The organism is Protofrankia symbiont of Coriaria ruscifolia, from assembly GCF_900634745.1.
Classification (GTDB): Bacteria; Actinomycetota; Actinomycetes; order Frankiales; family Frankiaceae; genus Protofrankia; species Protofrankia californiensis.
Genome location: NZ_CAAAFR010000131.1, coordinates 1 through 4,289, shown reverse-complemented (window position 1 = coordinate 4,289; position 4,289 = coordinate 1). Strand labels below are relative to the sequence as shown.

General features: G+C 62.0%; 3 protein-coding genes. 1 reads left to right on the top strand and 2 read right to left on the bottom strand.

The genetic code is table 11. The annotated features are described in order from the left end of the window. Positions 1-609: 609 nt before the first annotated feature. On the bottom strand, positions 610-936 hold the full coding sequence (locus CV1CTNOD_RS15175) for a hypothetical protein (RefSeq protein ID WP_131786737.1): 327 nt from the start codon (positions 934-936) through the stop codon (positions 610-612). Between the two features lie 1,152 nt (positions 937-2,088). Here CV1CTNOD_RS15175 and CV1CTNOD_RS15170 point away from each other — a divergent pair. Then, a complete protein-coding gene (locus tag CV1CTNOD_RS15170; protein WP_207386464.1) occupies positions 2,089-3,114 on the top strand; it encodes a hypothetical protein in 1,026 nt (341 codons plus the stop codon). 419 nt (positions 3,115-3,533) lie between these two features. Here CV1CTNOD_RS15170 and CV1CTNOD_RS15165 read toward each other — a convergent pair whose 3' ends face one another. Continuing rightward, a complete protein-coding gene (locus CV1CTNOD_RS15165) occupies positions 3,534-3,884 on the bottom strand; it encodes an SAM-dependent methyltransferase (RefSeq protein WP_131786736.1) in 351 nt (116 codons plus the stop codon). Between the last annotated feature and the right edge of the window lie 405 nt (positions 3,885-4,289).

The window sequence follows — 4,289 nt, the reverse complement described above, 5'->3', positions numbered from 1 at the left end:
GATCATGCCCGAGTGGTAGCTGCGGTGGTGGACTTCGCCAACACAACAGTGCCGATCCACCTCATCTCAATCCTTTTTTATGATCAACCGGCGAGGCCCTCTCTAAACTCTCGGCGTTGCAGAGTTGCACCACGAAGACACGCGAAGAGTAGGCAAATGCCAATGGTTGCGAGAAGCGCCTGGATATACCACCCGCCCTGACTTGGGCGGAACGCCCACAATAGCGCGATCCCTACCTGAATAAGCGACGAAGCCAGCACCCCCAAGGTCCCCATAATGGTCGCTTTGCTGATGCGCGCACCTCCAGCGCAACTGCAGGATAGGAGACCAGTTCTTATGGCGCTGGTCATGCTATAGATGCCAAAGCTCAAAAAGAGGATTGCCGTAGATATCCCAATCACAAAAGTATCGACGGCTGAAATTATGAGCACCGCCAATGCCAGCTCAATTACCGATAGGCAGACAACGGCAGCGGGGCGAGTTTTGTAGGAATTGTCCCTTCCCTGATAATTCCTACTTCCGCAAGCTTGCGTCGACGTAATTTGGCGAGTCCAGTAGAGGTAAAAGTGACAACCAGATACACGCCTGCGATCGCCGAGAGTGTGCCCATTAACGATCGAACCCAGGCAGCGGCCGCGGGTCACTGCCCTCGCGGTCAACCCGCGAGCCGATCCTGATGCGAGTGGTATTCGGATCGAGATCGCTAAGATGCTCCAAGGAGATAATTATTTCGGGCTGCTCGGCAATTGCTGCTAGTCCGGGATTCGAGGTGGCCTCGGCGAGCTTTCGGATGTCGTTCTTTGCCCGGTCTGGCAACACGTGACGATGCTCGTATCGGCCGCCGCTCTCCTCGAGCAGGTCTTTGAGAAGCCGACCGCCCTCGCCTCCGCGAATGTCGTCAGGCGAGATGACGTAAGCGAATGTACTGAACTTCATTGTCTACACTCCTATTTAGAATAGATCATGACTTTAGCTGCGACAGGGGCCTTGATTCTCAAAATACTCGCCACAAAACTCGCCTGTCTGGGAATCGCGAATGTAGTACGTTCCTATGCATGTCTGACCGGTCCCCACGGGGCATCCGGTGTATTGTCCGCAGTCGTTGCCTACGTACTGTAGGTAGGTATTGCAGCAGCACCCATCGGCAGCGGCGGGCGTTGCAGAGGCTAAAATTTTTATCGCAGGGAACGCCACAGCCAAGCCAGCCATGGCGTTTGTGAGGAAACGACGTCTTGAGTTCTCCATGCTCGCACATCCCTTGCGCTGGCACGAAAAATCATTGCTCATACAGGAGTTTTCGGCTGACCCTGGACTTGTCTTTCCATATCCTTACCAGTACAGCAACACCTCTCGGGGCGCGTAGGCGGCGACATGCCGATACAGCGCCTAGCTCGAGAGGAGGTCCCTCACAGAGGCGTGGGTCGGGAGGCAGGCGGATTGGTTGATCGGGCTAACTGCCACCGCAGTAATATAGACTGATAGTCCTGAACGTGAATAGTCTTATACGAAGCCGTGAAGTGTGTCAAGAGCGCTACTATCCGTGATGAATCATCTTAGCTACATACTCCGACGTAGGGGCTCTCGCACGTAGATGATCTAGATGTTCTGCTGCGTAGATGCCCCCCCGCAGTAAGACCTTGCCTCGCTTCGCGCTTCTCCTTTCGTTCACGCACCGTTACGTACGGCGAGCTTCGATCTTCAAGGCTCGCTGCGGTGTCAGCCTTGTCTACGACCTGCACCCCGACACGTTTGCCCGCGCCCGCCTGGCGTGCGCAAACGGGAGAGCGATCGTCACTGGGTGGACGTGTGTGGGGCAAGCACGACCGGTACGACCCCCGGGTTACGCATGGCATCCCGGGTTGCCCACACCGACAGTGTGACCGCCTCCGTGCCCCCTGCTGAAAGTGTGCGCGACGCCGGATGCTGGCGGGTCGGGGCGCGGGGAGGTCTGCGTCCGGCGAGAACGGGGCGGTCGGGGCAGGCACTGGTGTTTGCCCGGGCTGGTGTTTGCCAGGGCTGGGCGGGAGATGCCAGTGTCGAAGAACGACCGTCCCCCGGACGGCGGCCAGCACAGATGCGGAGGTTCCGATGGATGTGTCGCGGGGCGGTCAGGATCCCGTCAGCAAGTCGCTCACCGTGGCCACCGGGCCGTACGACACCACTCGTGCCCTGGTCGACGGCACTATCGACGTCGCCGGCCGCGGCATCACGATGCGCATCGGCGCGACCCTGCCGGAGATCTTCGAGCGGATGATGCGCGGGCAGGAGTTCGACGTCGCTGAGCTTGGCTGGACTTTCTACCTGCGTGGGTTCGGACCGGACACGCCGTACCTGGCGCTGCCGATCTTCCCCAACCGTGTCTTCCGGCACTCGTGCGTCTTCGTCAACGCCGAGAGCGGCATCTGCCGGCCGGCCGACCTGGTGGGCCGCAGGATCGGCGAGTTCGGCGTCTACGGGCAGGACTCCGGCGTGTGGGCCAAGGGGATCCTCGCTGACGAGTACGGGTTCCGCCCGGAGGCGAACCGCTGGGTCATCGGCGGCCTCGACGCCCCGGCCGCGCCGTTCGACTTCGTGCCGCAGCTACGCCCGGCCGGAATCGACATCACCGACGCCCCGGGCGACCGGTCGCTGTCGGGGATGCTCGAGTCAGGCGAGATCGACGCGCTGTTCACTGCGAACGTCCCGCAGTCGGTCCTGGACGGTACTTCGCAGCGGATCGTGCGGCTGTTCCCGGACTACGAGCGGGTCGAGCGCGACTACTACCGGCGCACCGGCATCTATCCGATGATGCACCCGGTCGTCATCCGCAAGAACCTCCTCGACCAGCCCAGACTCGCGCGGGCCGTATATGACGCCTTCGTTCAGGCTAAGCAGACGGCGCTCGAGCGTTACACCTACGCCCGCCGCCTGTTCGGCGCGACGCTGATGATGCCCTGGGCCAGTCGGCTGCTCGAGGAGAACGCCGAGTTCTTCCAGGACGACTGGTGGCCGTACGGGACGAACGCCAACCGTACCGCCATTGACACCTACCTGCGCTACCACCATGAGCAGGGCCTGTCCGACCGGCGCCTCACCGTCGACGAGGTCCTCGTCCCCGAACTGCTGGACACCTGAGACGGCGGGTGAGCGACACCCGCGCGGTGCGATTCGCCTCGCCTACTCGATCATCTGCCTCCGGAGACCTCTGCGGATCATTCCGCATCCAGTTCTGTGTCCTGGTCGCCTCGCACATCCGGCCACAGGTCCGAGCGTTGGTCGAGGGCGCGCGGCTCGGGCGTTGGCCCAGGTAGCAGGCACCTTGGCCGAGACCGGACGCTCCATGTTGGGGAAATCCGCGTTCGGCGCCCCTCTCGCTGTGAGCGACTGGCGCAACCTGCCATTCCCTGCCGTGTGAAACGTCAGTCTGGAGGCGCTACAGACGATCGCTGATGCGGCGGTCGGCGCACAGCCCCCGCCCGCCGCGCCCACACCGTGAGGCGTGTGCAATACGGAGACGGACTACAGACCGGCGCGATTTTCCAGGGAGATGCTGGTCAGAAGCCTGAGGGCTGTGTAAGGGCGGTCGGATCGTTGTCGACGTAGACGACCCGGACGTCCGGCGCGACTTTCTGGGCGGTTTGGTGGACGTTGTCCGCGGCCGGGATTCCGATGTCGATGATCTGCCGGATGCCGGCCCCGGCGACGAGGAATCGGACGGCGCGGTGGAGGAAGCGTCGGTTCTCCCGGGCCATCAGCCGGGCTTCGGGAGCGGCCCGTAGTATCCGTTCCGCCGCGAGCCGGTCAGCCGGATAGTTGTCCTTGCCGCCAAGGAGATAGTCGTATATCCGCGCCGGGTGCGCAGTAGTCATGCTGATGTTATCGACGGCGAAGCCGCTTGTTCTCATGCGATCTCCATCCCGTCTTCTGTCGCCGTCTTGCATGTGATGTATCGAATAGTTTTCATCGTTTCCTTTTCTCTGGCGCGTCTACAACCATCGCAAACACGTCCGCTGTCCCAGTCATCGCCAATTCCTTGCTAAGAAACGGACGGCAGGTGGAGGACGGCCGAGCAGGCCGCCGATGCAAGGATGCTCTGGGTGCGTGCGGAAAGGCCGAGACGGTTCCAGTGGAAGATCACATGATAGGCGAGGACGTGGCGCAGGCCCCGGTTCAGCGTTCCGTCGCGGGCCGCCGTTCCGAGGGTGCGGCCCGCCTGGCGGAAGGCGTCGGCCCATGCGGCGGCGAAGGCGAGTGGGCGGCACTGTTGTGTTGGCGAAGTCCACCACCGCAGCTACCACTCGGGCATGATC

Coding starts and splice junctions, on each gene's coding strand:
- CV1CTNOD_RS15175 (WP_131786737.1), bottom strand. CDS start 936: ATGAAGTTCAGTACATTCGCTTACGTCATCTCGCCTGACGACATTCGC.
- CV1CTNOD_RS15170 (WP_207386464.1), top strand. CDS start 2,089: ATGGATGTGTCGCGGGGCGGTCAGGATCCCGTCAGCAAGTCGCTCACC.
- CV1CTNOD_RS15165 (WP_131786736.1), bottom strand. CDS start 3,884: ATGAGAACAAGCGGCTTCGCCGTCGATAACATCAGCATGACTACTGCG.